This is a genomic window from Nocardia asteroides (assembly GCF_900637185.1).
In the GTDB taxonomy this organism is placed as follows: Bacteria; Actinomycetota; Actinomycetes; order Mycobacteriales; family Mycobacteriaceae; genus Nocardia; species Nocardia asteroides.
Genome location: NZ_LR134352.1, coordinates 4,632,393 through 4,646,544, shown reverse-complemented (window position 1 = coordinate 4,646,544; position 14,152 = coordinate 4,632,393). Strand labels below are relative to the sequence as shown.

Here is a 14,152-nt window from a genome sequence, read left to right as displayed (position 1 = left end):
GTCGGTCAGATCATCGAGCGCAGGTTGTCGGCGGGCTCGATGCCGAGGGAGCTGAGTGCCGAGGCGTGGTACACGGTGCTGGGCACGTGGATGGCGTGGGCCAGGCCGACGTGGGCGTCGCGCCAGAAGCGCTGCAGCGGCTTGTCCATCCGCATCGCGTTGCCGCCGGAGCGGGCGAAGATCTGGTCCACGGCGGTCACCGCGCGCCAGGCCGCGCGGACCTGGGTGCGCCGCACCGCGGCCCGCTCGGCGAAGCCGATCTCCTTGCCCGCCTCGACCAGGTCGTAGATCCGGTCGACGTTGGTGAGCAGTTCCTGGCGCGCGGCGTTGATGTCGGCCGCGGCCTCGCCGATGGCGAACAGCACGTACGGGTCGTCCTTGACGGCGGTGCCCTGGGCGCCGACGCGGTCGCGCTGGTAGTCCAGGTGGGCGGCCAGCGCGCCCTCGGCGATGCCGACCACCGCGGAGCTGATGCCCAGCGGGAACATCGTCGACCACGGCATCTTGTAGAGCGTCTCGGTGACGCCGTACTCCTTCTGCGCGGTGCCGTCGATGACGTGGTCGCCGTTCATCACCCGGTAGTCGGGCACGAAGGCGTCCTTGACGATGATGTCCTTGGAGCCGGTGCCCTTGAGGCCCACCACGTTCCAGGAGTCCTCGACGATCGTGTAGTCCGACCGCGGCAGGATCATGTGCAGCATGGTCGGCGGCAGCGCCATCTTGCCCTCGGCGTCGCCGAGGAAGGCGCCCAGGAAGATCCAGTCGCAGTGGTCGGTGCCGGAGCTGAACTGCCAGCGGCCGTTGAAGATGTAGCCGCCCTCGACCGGCCGGGCGATGCCGGTGGGCGCGTACGGCGAGGCGATCCAGGTGTCGTGGTCGTCGGACCACACCTCGTCCTGCACCTTCGGATCGGCGAAGGCCAGCTGCCACGGGTGCACGCCGACGATGCCGGTGATCCAGCCGCTGGCCCCGTCCAGCGCGGCGGTCGCCATGACCGTCTCGGCGAACTCGCGCGGGTGCGACTCGAACCCGCCGTACTTCTTGGGCTGCAGCAGGCGGATCGGGCCCGCCTCCTTCAGCAGCCGCGCGGTGGCGTCGGGCAGCTGCCCGAGCTGTTCCGCCTCGGGAGCCTGATCGCGCAGCTGATCGGCGATCGCGGCGATGTTGTCGAGAACCTTGGTCATCGCAGGTGGTGCTTTCTGTTCGTGGGGTGGCGGATCAGGACATGGTGTTGATGACGGCGCCGCGGGCGATGTTGTCGGCCACCTCGGCCTCCCAGCTGGTCACCGCGCGCTCGGTGTCGATCTCGAACTCGAACCGCTTGGTCATGTCGTCGGTGACGTCCTCGATGTCGACGTAGAACTGCTTGTACCAGCGTCGCAGCTGGTAGACGGGTCCGTCTTCCTCCGAGAGCAGCGGGTTGTCGATCGGCGCCTTGTTCTTCCAGATCGCCACGTCCTGCTCGAAGCCGTACTCGACGCCCTGGGCGAACTGGGCGGCCATGGCGTTGGCGTCCTCGTCGGACATGCCCTGCGGCTTCTTGACCATCGCGCCGTACTGCAGCACGAAGGAGTTCTCGCTGACCGGGTAGTGGCAGTTGATCAGCACGGTCTCGATCGTCATGCCGTTGGCCTCGCTCCAGAGCCAGTCGATCATGTACGACGGACCGAAGTAGGACGCGTCCGAGCGCAGCGTGGAGTTCGGGTCGTCGTAGCTGGTCCCGACCTCGATGTCGTGGCGCGGGGTCGAACGCATGTACTGGGTGGCGACCGGGCCCTCGAAGACGTTCTTGAAGTAGCGCGGGAACGCGTAGTGCACGTAGAAGAAGTGCGCCATGTCCACCACGTTGTCGACGATCTCGCGGCAGTGCGAACCCTCGATGAGCATCGAGTTCCAGGTCCAGTCGGTCCACTCCGGGGAGCCGTAACCCTCGATCTCGGGGATGGTCACGGCGTCGGTGGGCTTGCTGCCCTGCGGGTCGTGCCAGATGTAGAGCTGGCCGTTGCGCTCGAGCGTCGGCCAGGACCGGGTCTTGGCCAGCGGGGGCACGCGCCGCGCGTAGGGGATCGCGGTGCACTTGCCGTTGCCGCCCCAGCGCCAGTCGTGGAACGGGCAGGCGATCGAGTCGCCCTTGACGGTGCCGTGGGCCAGGTTGCCACCCATGTGGCGGCAGAAGCCGTCGAGCACGTGCAGCGCGCCGTCGGACTCGGACTGGAACACCACCAGCGTGGTGCCGAAGGCCTTGACCTCGTGCGGCTTGCCGTCGCGGAACGACGACAGCAGGCCGAGGCAGTGCCAGCCGCGGGCGAAGCGCGTCGGCGCGGCCGCCGCCTCGATCTGGCGGTAGTCGGCGGTGGCGGCGGGTGTTCGGCCGTTCGGCGGGTTCTCCGGCATCGAAACCTCCATGTATCGGACGGAGTGGGATGAGCTGCGCCGATGGTCGTGCCGCGAGCGCCGTCGCGGCACGGTGTCTTCCCGGTCAGCGGACATGTTTCGTCGGCTTCGGGCGCCTTTCCCGATCAGCGGGAGAGGAACCGGTCACAGCGCGCGCCCGGTTCTAGCGTGGCCCTCGACCCGCAGGAGGAGAGGAACGCTCATGAGTACCGTCGCGGTGGTTCTGCAGACCGACGCCATCCGGCTCTTCGCCGAGGCCGCGCGCTCGCACGATCCGGCCTACCGGCTCGCCGATCGCCCCGTGGTCCCGCCGACCTTTCTGCCCGCCGACGGCTTCGGCGTGCCCGCGGGGGCGCGGACCCAGACCGATCACCGCTTCTTCGGCCCGCCGCCGCGCGGCGGCGACCAGCTGACCGCGATCCGCGCGGCCGCCGGCGCCGCGGCCACGGAAACCCTCACCCGGTACTTCGACCGCACCGGCGGACTCGTCGCCGAGTCCTGGGCCGACGCCGAACCCGTCGCGGCCGAACCGATGTCGCCGCAGGTCACCGCGTTGCTGGCGACCTACGCCACCGACTGGCTCGGCGCGGAGAACATCCGCCGGTTCCGCACCAGGGTGGTGCGGGCGCTGCCGCCGGGCGACACCCTCGCCTGCTCCGGCCACCTCACGCAGAGCTACGTGCAGGACGGCGAGGCGCGCGTGGACGTCACGCTCACCGGCGTCGACGGCACCGGCGCCGTCGTGGTGCGCGCCTGGGCGTGCTTCGCGCACGAGCCCCGGCAAAACGACTGATTCGGCCCTACGCGCCCGCCCTCGATGGTGTGATGTGCATAGTGCACAACGACGTACGGAGGTAGGACATGGCGCGACGGTACGAGGGCAAGGTCGTCTTCATCACGGGGGCGGCCCGGGGCCAGGGCCGCGCGGAGGCGATTCGGTTCGCTGAGGAGGGCGCCGACATCATCGCGGTCGACGCGTGTGTGGATTTCGCCAGCACCAGCTACGCGGGCGCCACCGAAGCCGATCTGGCCGAGACCGTCGAACTGGTCGAGGCCGCGGGCGGCAAGATCATCGCGAGCAAGGCCGATGTCCGCGATTTCGCGGGGCTGTCGGCGGCGCTGAACGCCGGGATCGAGCGATTCGGCCGGCTCGACGTGGTCGTGGCCAACGCGGGCATCTGTTCGGCCGCGCTGTCCTGGGAGGTCACCGCCGAGCAGTGGCAGGAGACGGTCGATGTGAACCTGACCGGCGTCTTCCACACCGCGAAGGCGGCGATTCCGTACCTGATCGAGCAGGGCCAGGGCGGTGCGCTGGTATTCATCAGCTCGGTGTCGGGCCTGAAGGGCACCCCGTTCACCGGCCACTACGTCGCCACCAAGCATGCGATCACCGGCCTGGCCAAGACCATGGCCAACGAGCTCGGCGTGCACGGGATCCGGGTCAACACCGTGCATCCGGCGGGCGTGGCGACCGGCATGCAGCTCACCGAGATGGGCCCGCTGCTGGAGAAGTTCGCGAGCACGCTGGCGCCCATCTTCATGAACGCCCTGCCGACCTACCTGACCGAGCCGTCCGACATCGCCAACGCCGTGGCGTGGGTGTGCTCGGACGAGGCCTCGCAGGTCGCCGGCGCGCAGATCCCGGTGGACATGGGCAACCTGAACCGCTGATTGGTATTTTTATACCGCTCACGCTACCGTGGTATTAAAATACCAACTGGAGGCGTGATGGTGGAGTTGAAGTCGCCCGCGGAGATCGAGCGGATGCGGGTGACCGGCCGGTTCGTCGCCGACGTGCTGGCCGGCGTGCACGCGTCGGCCGCCGTCGGGGTGAACCTGCTCGAGCTCGAAGAGTATGTGCGGGAACGGATTCGCGAGCGCGGCGCGGTGTCGTGCTACTGGGACTACGCGCCCTCCTTCGGCCGCGGACCGTTCCGCAACACGGTCTGCCTGTCGGTGAACGACGCGGTGCTGCACGGACTTCCGCACGACTACGTGCTGCGCGACGGCGACGTGCTCACCGCCGACCTGGCCGTCTCGATCGACGGCTGGGTCGCCGACGCCGCGGTCAGCTCCATCGTCGGGACGCCGGATCCGGCCGATCAGCGCCTGATCCGCGCCACCGAGGAGGCCCTGGAAGCCGGCATCGCCGCCGCGGTGCCGGGCAATCACATCGGCGACATCTCCGCGGCGATCGCGGAGGTCGCGCGGGCGTACGGCTATCCGGTCAACACCGAGTTCGGCGGCCACGGGCTGGGCCGGACCATGCACGAGGACCCGCACGTCGCCAACAGCGGCCGCCCCGGCCGGGGTTTCCGGCTGCGGCCCGGCCTCACCCTCGCCATCGAACCCTGGTTCGCGGCGCGGACCGCGACGGTGGTCACCGACGCCGACGGCTGGACGATCCGCTCCGCCGACGGTTCCCGCTGCGCGCATTCCGAACACACGATCGCCGTCACCGCCGACGGTCCGAGCATCCTCACGCTGCGGGACGGAACATCCGGCTGATCAGGCGGATTCGGCGACCTGCTCGGCCCGGTAGACCTCGGCGAGTTCGGCCAGCGGGATCGACAGCGCCTCGGCCAGGCCCACGACGGTGCCGAAGGCGGGGGAGGGCAGGCGCCCGGACTCGATCTTGCGCAACGTCTCCGGGGAGATGCCGGCCGCGTGGGCGACCTCGGTGAGATCGCGCTCGCCGCGCGCCGAGCGCAGCCGACGGCCGAGCCGGCGGCCCGCTTCGACCTGGGCGGGGCTGAGAGGAAGACGCACCATCTGTCCGAGGGTAGGTGGGGTATTTAAATACCGCAAGCGCGGACGGGCCGGTGATCGTCGCCGATCACCGGCCCGTCCGCGCGCGGACTCAGTGTGCGGTGCCGCCGGTGGCGGGCGTGCGGCCGTGCCGCATGATCACCGCGAGCACCAGGGCCACGGCCGCGGCGGCGCCGCAGACCCAGAAGCCCAGCTCGTAGCCGCGATCACCGAAGATGTCCGGCACCGGCGTCGGCGGCTGGTCCTGGCCACCCACGCTGATCAGCGCGGTCATCCCGTTGGCGTGCAGGAAGGCGGTGACCACGGCCAGGCCGATCGCGACACCCATCGACTGCATGACACCGAGCATGCCCAGGCTGATGCCCTGCTGCTCCTGCGGCACCGCCTCCACCATGAGGATCGGCATGGCCGCGTAGTAGAAGCCGAAGCCGATGCTGAACACGGCGTTGACCAGCAGGAACACCGTGCTGGTGTGTGGCAGCACGGCGAAGGCCGCGGCCGAGCAGACGAAGATCGCCAGCGCGATCACCAGCGGGATCCGGGCGCCCACCTTGCGCGCGATCACCCCGGCGAGCGCGCCGCACACCATGGTCACCACCGCGCCCAGCAGCGCGATCCGCAGCGCGAACTCGAGCAGGGTGTAGCCGTTGCCGTAGGTGTAGCCGGGATCGAGCGCCACCTGCACGGCCTCGGGCGGCATCGGCTGACCGGTCATGGCCTGCACCTTGGCCAGCACGCCCTGCTGGACGCCCGCGGTCACGGTCGCCTCGTCGGGCGTCTGCGACATGTAGGCGATGGCGTAGGACACGACGCCGATCTGCAGCGAGGCGAACAGTGCCCCGGCCAGCACCAGCGCCACGCGCGGGTGGAACAGCAGCTGCATGTCCATGATCGGTTGCGCCACCCGGGTTTCCACCAGGACGAACAGCACCAGCAGGACCACACCGGTGATCACCCAGGCCAGCGTGGTCGGCTTGCTCCAGCCCCAGTCGTGGCCCTTGTCGAGGTAGATCAGGATCAGCGCGGCGCCGCCGGCGAGCAGCAGCGCGCCGACGAAGTCGATGCGCTCACGCACGCGCAGGGTGGATTCCGGGACGACGAAGTACACCAGCGGCAGCATCAGCAGGGTGAACGCGGCCAGGGCCCAGAAGATCGCGCGCCAGCTGTAGTTGTCCACCAGGAAGCCGCCGAGCAGCGGACCCGCGATGGCGGAGACGCCGAGGCCGGTCGCGGTGATGCCGAGGCCGAGCGGAACGTACTTGCGCGGCATCAGATCCCGGATCAGGCCGTAGGCGATGACCGCGGTGGCGATGGCGGTGGCCTGCAGGCAGCGGCCGAGCAGGAAGATGCCCCAGTTCGAGGTGGTCGCGTCCAGGACGCAGCCGATCAGGAACAGCACGCCGCAGACCAGGAACATTCGCTTCTTGCCCCAGACGTCGCTCATCTTGCCGATGAGCGGTGAGGCGGCCGCGCCGATGAGCCCGAAGACGATGATGGCCCAGTTGATGTTCGCGCCGACGCCGGGGAAGGTCGGGGCGATCTTCTGCAGCGCCGCGGACACGATCGTGTACTGCATCGGCGCGATCTCGGTGAACAGCACGATCACCGCGAGTACGGCGAAGACGCGCGCCTTGGAGGCGCCGTCGAGCCTGCCGGTGTCGTTCTCCGGTTTCGTCGTCGTCACGGGACTCGCCGGGGTGGGATCTTGGGGAATGGTGGACATGCCACGCTCCGATGTTCGAGAACTACTGCGAGGGATGGATCCCCGGCGAATGTGACGCAGGTCGCAGTGCCGGTTCCGCCTCGGAGTATGTGACCCCTACCGAGCGCTAGGTTGGTGAAGTTATGGAAACGTTATGTTTGCTCCCGCTGAGTGGGTGAAAGCAGCGTGACGAAGTGGCGGTAGGCCTGCGGTAGGTCGATCTCGTCGCCGTCGAGCAACCACTGGATCTGCAGTCCGTCGAGGACCGCCAGTAGCAGCGGCGCCGCCTGGGCCGGGGTCAGGCCGCCGGGCAGGTGGTCACCGAACTCGCTGGTCAGCAGGTCGGCGAAGTCGGCGCGGGCCTTGGCGTAGCGCGCGGTGAAGAACGCGCGGGCCGGGTGCGCCTCGGTCACGCTCTCCCCGGCGAGCACGGTGAACGCCTGTGCGTCGGCGGGCCGCTCGGTGGTGTACTCGACGATCTGGTCGAGGTGGGCCAGCTTGGCCTCGGAGAGCCGGGCCACGAACGCGGCCACATCCCAGCGCTCGCGTGCCTCGAGGACGCCCGAGAGCAGTGCGTCCTTGCTGGGGAAGTAGTGCAGGACCCCGGCCTGGGTGAGGCCGACGCGGTCGGCCACGGCGGCCAGTGAGGTGCCGTGGTAGCCGCGCTCGGCGATGAGGGTGGTCGCGGCATCGATGATGGCGGTGCGGCGGGCCTGAGCCTGGGCCGCGCGGCCGCCTTGCTGTCCCCGGGTCACCTCGCGAGCGTATCGGTCGGGCGCCGCGCGGCGTGTCGGCGGCGTGGCGCGACGCGGCTGGGGCGCGACCGGTCGGTACGTCCATCCGGTGCGAATCCTGTTGTGCCGGAGCCCGATCGGGATCTGTCCGATCTGGTGTTATGCACAATAGCCATGGCGCATCATGAGTGGGTAACGCGCCGATTCCGGGGTAGGACCGGTTCGGCAAGTCGGAGGGAAAGCCCATGAAGTTCAAGCAGTTGCTGGCTGCCGGTGTCCTCACCGTGGCAGCGACCGGCATCACCGCGGCCACCGCGTACGGCGCTCCGGTCGCCGGGCCGTCGGTGTCCGGGGTCGACGGCGCGGTGGCCTATACGGCGGCGGTCGCGCCCGACGGTTCCGCGGCGACGGTGGAACTGGCCTCGGGCCGGTTCGAGCTGACACCCGACGCCGGTGTCGCCGTGCTCGCGCCGGACGGGAGCCGCGTGGGCTTCATTCCGACCACCGTGCAGACCGTGGCCGGGCCCGCCGTGCGGGTGGTCCCCGAGGTCGATGCCGCCGCCACGACATTGACCCTCACCTCGGTGGGCGCGCCCGCACCGAATCCGGTGGCGCTGCAGCACATCGACCAGACCGGGAACATCGTCGCCGGCATCGCCATCGGGTGTGTGGTGGGCGCGCTGATCGGCCTGATCTTCCTGGTCGTCTCCGCGATCCCGGGCTGCGTGATCGGCGCCGTGATCGGCGGGATCATCGGCGCGAACCAGTAGGGGAGTGGACGGCGGGTGGTCGACGTGACCACCCGCCGTTCCGCTGTCCTGAGGCGTCCGGCCGGTCGGTCACGGCCTGACCGCCCGGGTCGCGCGGTCGACGAAGGCGCTGTCGGTCAGGACCGGCACGGTGGGGTCGGCGTCGAGTTCGGTGGCGAGAACGACGTCCTCGGCGAACCCGATCGTCGCCAGTTCGCGGCCGGACGCGCAGTCGGCGATCAGGGCTCCGACATCCGGTATGGCCGTGAACATGCTTGCCGCGGACAGGCTTTCCGGCGACGGCTGCGTGGCGCCGCGATCCAGCAGCGCCGCGGCGAGCGCGCCCGCGCCGAGCCAATCCTCGAGCGCGGGCCGATGGAGTTGTGCGCCCGGGCCCGGGTCGGCCCGGCCGTCACCCGGCCGGTGTTCCCCGGCGGGCACGATCGCGATCGGATGCCGCGGCGTCCCCCAGCCCTGGGCGATCAGCCAGTCCGCGACCGCCCGGCGATTGCGCAGGGACGCGGCGACGACGGTGGTCGTTCCCGCCGCGGTCGCCGCGATCGCCGACCCGTTCGGTGAGGGCAGGACGAGCCGTTCGGTGAACGGCGCCCGCCGGATCGCCGCAGGCGACAACGACCACGGGTGCCCCGGTCCCGCCGCACGCCGCCCGACCGCGAGCGCGGCGTCACGGCTCTCGGCGAAGTCGCGCGCCGAGTCGTCGCGCCACCGGTACGGAAATACCGCGGTCCCCGCCGCGGTCGCCACCGAGACCGAGGTGGTGAACGACAACACGTCGATCACCACCAGGCAGGCCGCGTCCTCTCCGATCGCCGCCGCTCCGGCGCGCCCCCATTCGGTCCTGATCCCGAACCCGCGCTGCGCGGCCCACTCCGCCCCCACCGGGACCTCCTCCGTCGATCGCTGAATGTTCCAGTCCACCACGAGGTCCCGGACCGGTGTCAGTGATGCGCTCAGGCTGCGCGTAGATCAGCGGGGTGGCGGTGGCGTGAGATCCAGGTGGGGTGGCGGACGGAGGCGGCGCAGGGTGCCGTCGATGCTGGTGACGAACAGCGCCCAGTCTGTGCCGTCGCGGGCGATGCGGACCGAGGTGGGGCCGATCGGGGGCGGTGCGGGCAGGGGGCCGGTGCGGGGTGTGGTCCAGGCGGTGGCGAGGGTGCACCAGGCACCGGTGGTGATGTCGACCTGGTAGACGCTGCCGGAGTAGTCGCCCGCGACGAAGGCCAGCCCCGCGGCGGACACATCTAGGTCGTCGAGGCCGGGGAGGAGTCCGTCGGGCACGGCGGCGACCGGGACCGGCCGGTCGGGGGCATCCAGCGGCACCCGCAGGATCTGGGAGGTCGCCACGTCCTCGGTGAGGACGGCCCGTCCGTCGGGGGCGAGCGCGAGGCCGTTGGGGCGGGGCACCGGCGACCAGCCGAGGACGAATTCGCCTGTGGCCGGGCGGTATCGGCTGATGCCGACCGGCGGCCACGGCACCGACAGCTGGGAGATGAGCAGATCACCGTCCGGGAGCAGCAGCAGTCCGTTGGGCTGGACCAGATCGGGTAGCAGCACGGTGACCTCGCCGGTCGGCAGGTGCAGCTGCCGCAGCGTGCCACCTCCGCCGGGGGTGGTGCCGTCACCGGTGACGAAATACAGGGTGTCGCCGGACAACCGGAGCCCGGCGGGATTGTCCAGCCCGGTCAGCACGGTGGTGACCAGGCCGTCGCGGTCGACGTGCAGCAGTTCGCCCTCGACGATCCCGGTGACGTAGAAGCCGCCCGCGCCGTCGGCTTCCAGATTCTCCAGCCCACCGAGATCGGCGGCCACGACCTCGGCCTGCCAGCCGCCGGCGCAGCCGGGAGCGGCGTGCGCGACGGTGACCGGGCCGAGGCCGGTGACGGCCATGGCCACGAGTGCTGTTGCGAGACAGCGGAGATGACGCGGTCCGGAAGCTCGGCGCATGCCCGCAGCCTAGCTGCGATTCCGCCTCAGTCCGCGGTGGTCGTGCTCAGCCAGGTGGCCAGGACCGCGGACGCCTCGGCGTCGGCCGCCAGCACGGCACGATCGTCGGTGGTGAGTTCGACGGACTCCAGCTCGGACTTCCAGTGGGTCAGCCGCTCGGTGTCGCCGGCCGCGACCGCCAGTTCGGCGAGCGCGGCGTAGGCGCGGGCCCGGTCGAGGGCGGGTGCGGTGGTGGCGAACCGGCGCAGACCGGTCTCCAGCACCCGGGTCGCCGCGCGGTCGTCGTTCTTGAAATCGCGCAGGATCCGGGCATTGTCGAGCACCTTCGCCAGGCCCGCCAGCTCCCGCGAACCACCGTATTCCAGCTTCATCGGCTCGTCGCGCTGCACCACCAGCACCGTATTGCCGACCGGATCCACCAGCGAGAACCGCGACTGGCCGGGCCGGAACCGGGTGATCCGCGGCCGCCCCTTGGCGGGAATCCTGCCGTAATGCGCGCGCAGCGCGGCGGTGAACTCGGCGTGCCGGGCCGCGACATCGTCGACGAACACCAGCGCGTTCACCTGTTCGGCCTGCTCCGCCACCCCCGCCGGCCCGGGCGCGAAATGCAGCGCGCACCCGAATCCTTCGACCGCCCCGTACACATAAGGCCGAGTCTGCTCATAGGTGACGGTGTAGCCCAGCGCCCGATAGAACGCCAGGGTGTTCGGCAGATCGCCGCTCCACAGCATCGGCACCGCGGTATCGGTCATCATCAAGCCCTTCCGGAGAACGAAGTCGATCCGCCCCGAGGTTAGGAAGACTTTCCCGAATCCGCCCATACTTGTTTCGCCGAAGACACCGCCGCTCCGTTGTCGGAGCAGCTGAGCCGCGCGCGGATTCTCGGTCAGGGCGTCGGGGGCAGGGAGGCCGACATCCTGCCGACCGGAGTTGCCATGAGTCGGATCCGGTCAGCCAGCAGTGCGCAGTCGACCGGGCCGGTGGTGTCGACGACGAGTGTGTTGGTGAGCCCGAGCGGCGTGGCCTCTGCGCCATGGCGAGGGATACCTTCACGGTGTCCTTGGACAAGAACTGGGCATGCAGTTTCGGCGCCAGCGCGCGTCCCAACGTGGACTTACCCGAGCCGGGAAGCCCGTTGATCAACACCAGTAGCTTGTCCATCGCATCATCATCCCGAAGATCCGGCGCAGTAGACCTGGTGAAGGATCCGGCGGCCGGGTGGGGTGGGGCTGATGGCATTAGGCTGCCGGGTATGACGAACCGCCTCGGCGAACTGCAGGACGCGAACTTCGTGCTGCTCACCACCTTCCGTAAGGACGGCACTCCGGTCGGCACGCCGGTGTGGGCTGTCGCCCGCGACGACAAGCTGTATGTCTGGACGGTCACCGACTCCTGGAAGGTCAAGCGGATCCGCCGCAATCCCGAGGTGACGCTGCAACCGTGCGACGCGCGCGGCAAGACGCACGGTGCCGTCGCCGGCGGAACCGCGCGGATCCTCGACGCCGCCGAGACCGAGCAGGTGCGGTCCTGGCTGCGCCGCAAGTACTGGCTCACCGGGCCGCTGGTGATCCTCGGCAGCAACCTGCGCCGCGGCAAGGCGGGCACCATCGGCATCGAGATCGTGCCCGCCTGACGGATCGGCGCGAAGCAGTACCCAGTACCGACGGTATCGGATAACGTGGGCCGGAGCGGATATCTCCGAAGGGACTCACATGGCCGACAAACGCACCCGCGCCGTCGTCGTCGCGGGCGCGCGTACCCCGTTCGTGCGCGCGTTCACCGACTTCACCCGCCTCGACAGCATCGCCCTGGCCGGTGCCGCCGTCCGCGGCCTGATCGAGCGCACCGGTATCGCGCCCGGCGAGATCCAGTCCATCGTGTGGGGTGGCGTGGTGCTGCCCAGCCACGCGCCCAACATCGCGCGTGAGGTGGCCCTCGACCTGAACCTGGACTTCGGGTGCGAGGGGTACACGGTGACCAGGGCGTGCGCGTCGGGCCTGCAGGCCGTCACCTCCGCGGCGGCGGCGATCGAACGCGGCGAGTACGACATCATGATCGCCGGCGGCAGCGACTCCACCAGCAATGCCGAGATCAAACTGCCGCAGAAGGTGGTGCACGCGGTCGCGCCCGTCGCGCTGGGCAAGCCGAAGCCCAAGGACTATCTCGATGTGGTCCGTCAGCTCGCGCCGTTCACCGACATCCTGCCGCGCCAGCCCAAGATCTCCGAGCGCACCACCGGCGAGGTGATGGGGGAGTCGGCCGAGAAGATGGCCAGGATCAACGGCATCTCCCGCGCCGACCAGGACGAGTTCGCGGCCCGCTCGCACCACCGGGCCGCCGCCGCCATCGCCTCGGGCCGATTCGACGACGAGGTCGTCCCGGTGACCACACCGTCGGGCGTCCGGATCGAGACCGACGGGCTGGTCCGCGCGAACACCAGCGTCGACAAGCTCGCCGGACTGCGCCCGGTCTTCGCCGAGGGCGGCACCGTCACCGCGGGCAATGCCAGCCCGCTCACCGACGGCGCGTCCGCCGTGCTGCTGATGAGCGAGGAGAAGGCGCGCGCACTGGGTTTCACGCCGCTGGCCGCGTTCCGCTCGTGGAGCTTCGTCAGCGTGGACCCGGCCGACCAGGTCCTGATCGGCCCCGCCATCTCGATGCCGCGCGCGCTCGACAAGGCGGGCCTGAGCCTGGCCGACATCGACCTCGTCGACATCCACGAGGCGTTCGCCGCGCAGACCCTGTCCGTACTGCGCATGCTGGAGAGCCCGGAGTGGGCCAAGACCCGGCTGGACCGCGACGAACCCGTCGGCTCCGTCGACATCGACAAGCTCAATGTGCACGGCGGCTCCATCTCGCTCGGCCACCCGTTCGGCGCCACCGGCGCCCGTATGGTGACCACCATGGCCAACGAACTGGCGCGCACCGGCAAGGAGACCGCGCTGCTGGGCATCTGCGCGGCGGGCGGCATCGGCGCCTCGGCGGTACTCGAACGCGTGTGACCGGCGGTGGGCAGACCCTCCGCCGACCGAACGTCGTCGCACCCCCACCGCGAACAGCGCGCACCGCGAACAGCGCAGGCAGCGCGAGGTAGCGCGGGCAGGCATCAGGTCGTCTGCCCGCGCTGGCGCAGATAGCCGCTGAGGTGGGCGGCCGCGTCCAGCATGGCGAGGCCGCGCGCGGTGAGCCGCGCGCGCCAGTCGTCGAGGGCGCGGCTGACCGCGTCCGTGCCGCCCGCCTCGCGGATCTGCGTGACGACCAGCGCGATCCGCGACAGGGGGTAGCCGCCGCGGCGTAGCAGGTGGGCCAGTTCGGCGTCGCGGATGTCGGCGGGTCCGTAGCGCCGGTAGCCGGTGGATCGGTCCCGGGCGGGGGTCAGGATGCCCGCGGCCTCCCACTTCCGCAGCGTCGCGGGGGTGACGTCGAGCAGGTGCGCGAGTTCGCCGATGGTTCTGACCTCGGCCCGCGGGAGCGCGGAAGCGTCGGCGGTCAGCTGCGCGACGGCCGCGGCGACCGCGTCGAGGGTCTCGCGGTCGCGCAGCAATCGCTGGTGACCCCGGTCGACGAGGTCGAGCGCGAGATCGATGTCGCCGGCGCCGATCGCGATCATGATCCGCCCGCTCGTGGCATGCCCGTAGGCGGGCAGCAGCGCGAGAAAGGCCCGCAGAGCGGTGGCGTGCAGCTCGGTGTAGATCCGGTAGCCGCTGGGGGTGCGCCGCGCGGCGGGGAGAAACCCCGATTCCTCGTAGTTGCGGACGGCCTGTGTCGACAGGCCGTGTTCTCGTGCCAGATCGGACGGCCGAAGTTCTCTCACGGTTTTGAGACTTTACCCGGCATCT

The 14,152-nt window shown here is 70.3% G+C and carries 16 protein-coding genes; 6 read left to right on the top strand and 10 right to left on the bottom strand.

Translation table 11 applies throughout. The features are described from left to right. Nucleotides 1-5: 5 nt before the first annotated feature. The gene (locus tag EL493_RS21715; RefSeq protein WP_019047439.1) at nt 6-1,184 is read right to left on the bottom strand and encodes an acyl-CoA dehydrogenase family protein; all 1,179 of its coding nucleotides are present in this window, start codon (nt 1,182-1,184) and stop codon (nt 6-8) included. 34 nt (nt 1,185-1,218) lie between these two features. Next, on the bottom strand, nt 1,219-2,394 hold the full coding sequence (locus EL493_RS21710; RefSeq protein WP_022566790.1) for a Rieske 2Fe-2S domain-containing protein: 1,176 nt from the start codon (nt 2,392-2,394) through the stop codon (nt 1,219-1,221). A 202-nt stretch (nt 2,395-2,596) separates the two neighbouring features. On the opposite strand from EL493_RS21710, the gene EL493_RS21705 reads away from it, so the two are divergent. From EL493_RS21705 to map, 3 genes are all read left to right on the top strand, one after another. Next, nucleotides 2,597-3,187 carry a hotdog family protein gene (locus EL493_RS21705; protein ID WP_019047437.1) on the top strand — a complete coding sequence of 197 codons (591 nt, stop codon included), beginning with the start codon at nt 2,597-2,599 and terminating at the stop codon, nt 3,185-3,187. 68 nt (nt 3,188-3,255) lie between these two features. Beyond that, on the top strand, nt 3,256-4,065 hold the full coding sequence (locus EL493_RS21700) for a mycofactocin-coupled SDR family oxidoreductase (protein WP_019047436.1): 810 nt from the start codon (nt 3,256-3,258) through the stop codon (nt 4,063-4,065). Between the two features lie 57 nt (nt 4,066-4,122). Further along, nucleotides 4,123-4,902: a type I methionyl aminopeptidase gene (gene map / locus EL493_RS21695; protein WP_019047435.1), complete on the top strand. Its 780-nt coding sequence runs from the start codon at nt 4,123-4,125 to the stop codon at nt 4,900-4,902. Here map and EL493_RS21690 read toward each other — a convergent pair whose 3' ends face one another. From EL493_RS21690 to EL493_RS21680, 3 genes are all read right to left on the bottom strand, one after another. Then, a complete protein-coding gene (locus tag EL493_RS21690) occupies nt 4,903-5,166 on the bottom strand; it encodes a helix-turn-helix domain-containing protein (protein WP_019047434.1) in 264 nt (87 codons plus the stop codon). A gap of 88 nt (nt 5,167-5,254) precedes the next feature. Continuing rightward, nucleotides 5,255-6,886: an MFS transporter gene (locus tag EL493_RS21685; RefSeq protein ID WP_019047433.1), complete on the bottom strand. Its 1,632-nt coding sequence runs from the start codon at nt 6,884-6,886 to the stop codon at nt 5,255-5,257. A 131-nt stretch (nt 6,887-7,017) separates the two neighbouring features. Beyond that, on the bottom strand, nt 7,018-7,620 hold the full coding sequence (locus EL493_RS21680; protein ID WP_019047432.1) for a TetR/AcrR family transcriptional regulator: 603 nt from the start codon (nt 7,618-7,620) through the stop codon (nt 7,018-7,020). Nucleotides 7,621-7,844: 224 nt separating this feature from the next. Here EL493_RS21680 and EL493_RS32460 point away from each other — a divergent pair, with 224 nt between their 5' ends. Then, nucleotides 7,845-8,369 (top strand): hypothetical protein, encoded by a 525-nt coding sequence (locus tag EL493_RS32460; RefSeq protein WP_019047431.1) that lies wholly within the window; start codon nt 7,845-7,847, stop codon nt 8,367-8,369. 69 nt (nt 8,370-8,438) lie between these two features. Here the strand turns inward: EL493_RS32460 and EL493_RS21670 are convergent, their stop codons facing one another. From EL493_RS21670 to EL493_RS33905, 4 genes are all read right to left on the bottom strand, one after another. Then, nucleotides 8,439-9,248 (bottom strand): 2-phosphosulfolactate phosphatase, encoded by an 810-nt coding sequence (locus EL493_RS21670; protein WP_019047430.1) that lies wholly within the window; start codon nt 9,246-9,248, stop codon nt 8,439-8,441. 87 nt (nt 9,249-9,335) lie between these two features. Continuing rightward, entirely contained in the window at nt 9,336-10,256 is a 921-nt protein-coding gene (locus EL493_RS21665) for an NHL repeat-containing protein (protein WP_022566791.1), read from the bottom strand. Between the two features lie 83 nt (nt 10,257-10,339). Next, nucleotides 10,340-11,068 (bottom strand): VOC family protein, encoded by a 729-nt coding sequence (locus EL493_RS21660; protein ID WP_019047428.1) that lies wholly within the window; start codon nt 11,066-11,068, stop codon nt 10,340-10,342. Next, nucleotides 10,974-11,474, bottom strand: coding sequence for an AAA family ATPase (locus EL493_RS33905; RefSeq protein WP_074965489.1), 501 nt, complete (start codon nt 11,472-11,474; stop codon nt 10,974-10,976). Before EL493_RS33905 ends, EL493_RS21660 begins: the two co-directional genes overlap by 95 nt. A 91-nt stretch (nt 11,475-11,565) precedes the next feature. On the opposite strand from EL493_RS33905, the gene EL493_RS21650 reads away from it, so the two are divergent. Then, nucleotides 11,566-11,946, top strand: a complete 381-nt coding sequence (locus tag EL493_RS21650; RefSeq protein ID WP_019047427.1) for a PPOX class F420-dependent oxidoreductase — start codon at nt 11,566-11,568, stop codon at nt 11,944-11,946. Nucleotides 11,947-12,025: 79 nt separating this feature from the next. Beyond that, nucleotides 12,026-13,315: an acetyl-CoA C-acyltransferase gene (locus EL493_RS21645; protein WP_019047426.1), complete on the top strand. Its 1,290-nt coding sequence runs from the start codon at nt 12,026-12,028 to the stop codon at nt 13,313-13,315. A gap of 104 nt (nt 13,316-13,419) precedes the next feature. On the opposite strand, the gene EL493_RS21640 is transcribed toward EL493_RS21645, so the two are convergent. Next, nucleotides 13,420-14,127, bottom strand: a complete 708-nt coding sequence (locus EL493_RS21640; protein WP_019047425.1) for a TioE family transcriptional regulator — start codon at nt 14,125-14,127, stop codon at nt 13,420-13,422. Nucleotides 14,128-14,152: the final 25 nt, after the last annotated feature.